Source organism: Streptomyces sp. NPDC000983 (assembly GCF_040299205.1).
In the GTDB taxonomy this organism is placed as follows: Bacteria; Actinomycetota; Actinomycetes; order Streptomycetales; family Streptomycetaceae; genus Streptomyces.
The window spans coordinates 1-2,210 of sequence record NZ_JBEPBM010000113.1 but is presented as its reverse complement, the minus strand read 5'-3'; the positions used below and the strand labels follow the sequence as shown (position 1 = coordinate 2,210).

Genomic DNA, 2,210 nt, shown 5'->3' with positions numbered 1-2,210 from the left:
GATCTGCACTCCGCGCCGGGCGGTGTTCCCGCGGGTGAGAGCGGCGAAGCGGCCGCCCACAACGAGAGCGTTCCCCTGGGCGCCCTCTCGGTGGGTGCCCTGTCCGCACTGGTGGCGGCGGGGCTGCTGCTCCGGCTGCGCTCCTCCACCCGATAACGCACGCCGAGGCCCCGGGTGTCGCAGCACCGCTCGGCACCCGGGCCGCAAAAGACCGGTGAGGGGTAGCTCCGTATGGATGGACCGCCGTCATGCCGTGGCCTTGTGGCCGGGCTGTGTGTGGCCGCGACCGGGTGCGTCGTAGTGGTCTCCTGGCCGGCCAGTGATGCGGTCGGTGACGCCTTCGGTCGGGCCCCCGCTGACACGGTCGCAGCCGTGCCCGACCGGACACCCGAGGGCGAGGCGGAGAGGCCGAGGTGACGGGGATGTGGGGCGGATCGGAGGTCCTTGCGGCTAGTGTGGCGGCCGTGACGTCCGCCTCTGATGAACAGCTGGCGCACGGCTTCGCCGACGGCGACGAGTCGTGCCTGGCCGAGGCGTACCGGCGATGGGGTGCCTTGGTCTACACGGTGGCGGCGAGAAAACTGGGAGACGCGGAGGAGGCCAAGGACGTCACGCAGCAGGTGTTCGTCGGCGCCTGGCGCGGCCGCAAGGGCTACGACGCACAGCGTGGCTCACTGAAGACGTGGATCATGGGCATTTCGCACAAGAAGGTCGCCGACGCCCTCACCCGGCGCTCGCGGTACCTGCGGGACGTGGAAGCGGTCACCGCCGCGTCGTCGACCGGGAAGCAGGAGCCGCCCACGCCGACGGACGAAGTCCTGGACTTCGTACTCCTCGAGGACGAGCTGGAACGACTGCCCGAGCAACAGCAGACCGTACTGAGAATGGCGTTCTACGAGGACCTCACCCAGGCCCAGATCGCCGAACGCACCGGCCTGCCGTTGGGCACGGTGAAGAGCCACACACGGCGTGGACTGCTGCGCATGAGGGACCGGTTGGAGGAGGTGGACGGTGGAACACACGGATGACGGCACGCTGACGCTGGTGGCACTTGGGGAGGACCCGTCCCCCTCGGTCTCGCGTCACTTGCGTGAATGCAGTCGGTGCCGGCAGGAGCTGGCCGGGCTGCGGCGAGTGGCCACGGCCATGAAGGCGCCGTCGGCGGACGACGACGACCTGCTCGACCCCCCGGCCGACCTGTGGGATTCGATCGCGCAGGAACTCAACCTGTCCGTCCCGGAGTACCAGGCGACCGCCACGACGCACCGGAAACCGCCTGACCGCCCCTCGGCCGTCGCCACGGACCGGGAGCCGTCGGACTTCCCTTTGGCCGTCGTCCCGGATCTGCCTGCCGCGCCTGCCGCCGATCGGCAGGCGCCTGCGACCGACGGTGACCGCGCGCCGGGCAAGCGGCGCCGGCTGGCGCGCTTCACCATCGCCCTCGCCGCGTGCGCCGCCCTGCTCGGTGCCGCCGCCGGCTCGACGATCACCTGGTGGATCACGCACGACAACACCGCCGTCGCCGCGGCCCCCGACGACGGCAACCGCCTCGACTCGCTCCAGGCGGACTCGGCCGGCTACGCCAGCCTCAGCGACAGCGACGGACAGCGGACCCTCGACATCACCGTCAAGGGCCTGCCGGAGACGTCGGGCTACTTCGAGGTCTGGCTCATGGACCGCAGCCACACCAAGCTCATCTCCATGGGAGTCCTCGGCCCGGACGGACACGCCACCCTGCCGGTCCCCGACAATGTCGACCTGAACGAATACTCCGAGGTCGACGTCTCCGTCCAGCCCTACAACGGCAAACCCGACCACTCGGGCGACAGCCTCGTGCGAGGACCCTACGCCGGATGACCGTCCAGCGGCGAGATCACTGAGCGGACGGACGCATCCGATCATCTTGATCGAGCGGTCAGGTCAGCTGCGGACACCGAGAACCAACCCAGTTGCCAGGGCAGCAGCCATGAGAATCGCAAGGGTGATCCGCCTCGCGAAACTCGTTCGCCGTCGCGCGGACTGTCTCCGTTCAGCGGCCCGACCGCCTGTATGCACGACGGGCTTGAGAGTGGTCGCACGCTCGACGTACCTGTCGCCCGTGAGGTTCCCCCTGCCAGCCGGACAGCTTGATACTGGGACGGTTGGTCCCGGAGGAAGCAGTCACAGGTAGTGAGCAACATGAGTAAGCGGTACACGGCCGAGTTCAAGCG

Annotated in this window: 2 protein-coding genes; both read left to right on the top strand. The window is 69.3% G+C overall.

All coding sequences use genetic code 11. From position 1 onward, the window contains the following. The first annotated feature begins 422 nt into the window (after window positions 1-422). On the top strand, window positions 423-1,028 hold the full coding sequence (locus ABT296_RS38540; RefSeq protein ID WP_502977439.1) for an RNA polymerase sigma factor: 606 nt from the start codon (window positions 423-425) through the stop codon (window positions 1,026-1,028). Next, entirely contained in the window at window positions 1,012-1,857 is an 846-nt protein-coding gene (locus ABT296_RS38535) for an anti-sigma factor (protein ID WP_351934804.1), read from the top strand. Before ABT296_RS38540 ends, ABT296_RS38535 begins: the two co-directional genes overlap by 17 nt. Window positions 1,858-2,210: the final 353 nt, after the last annotated feature.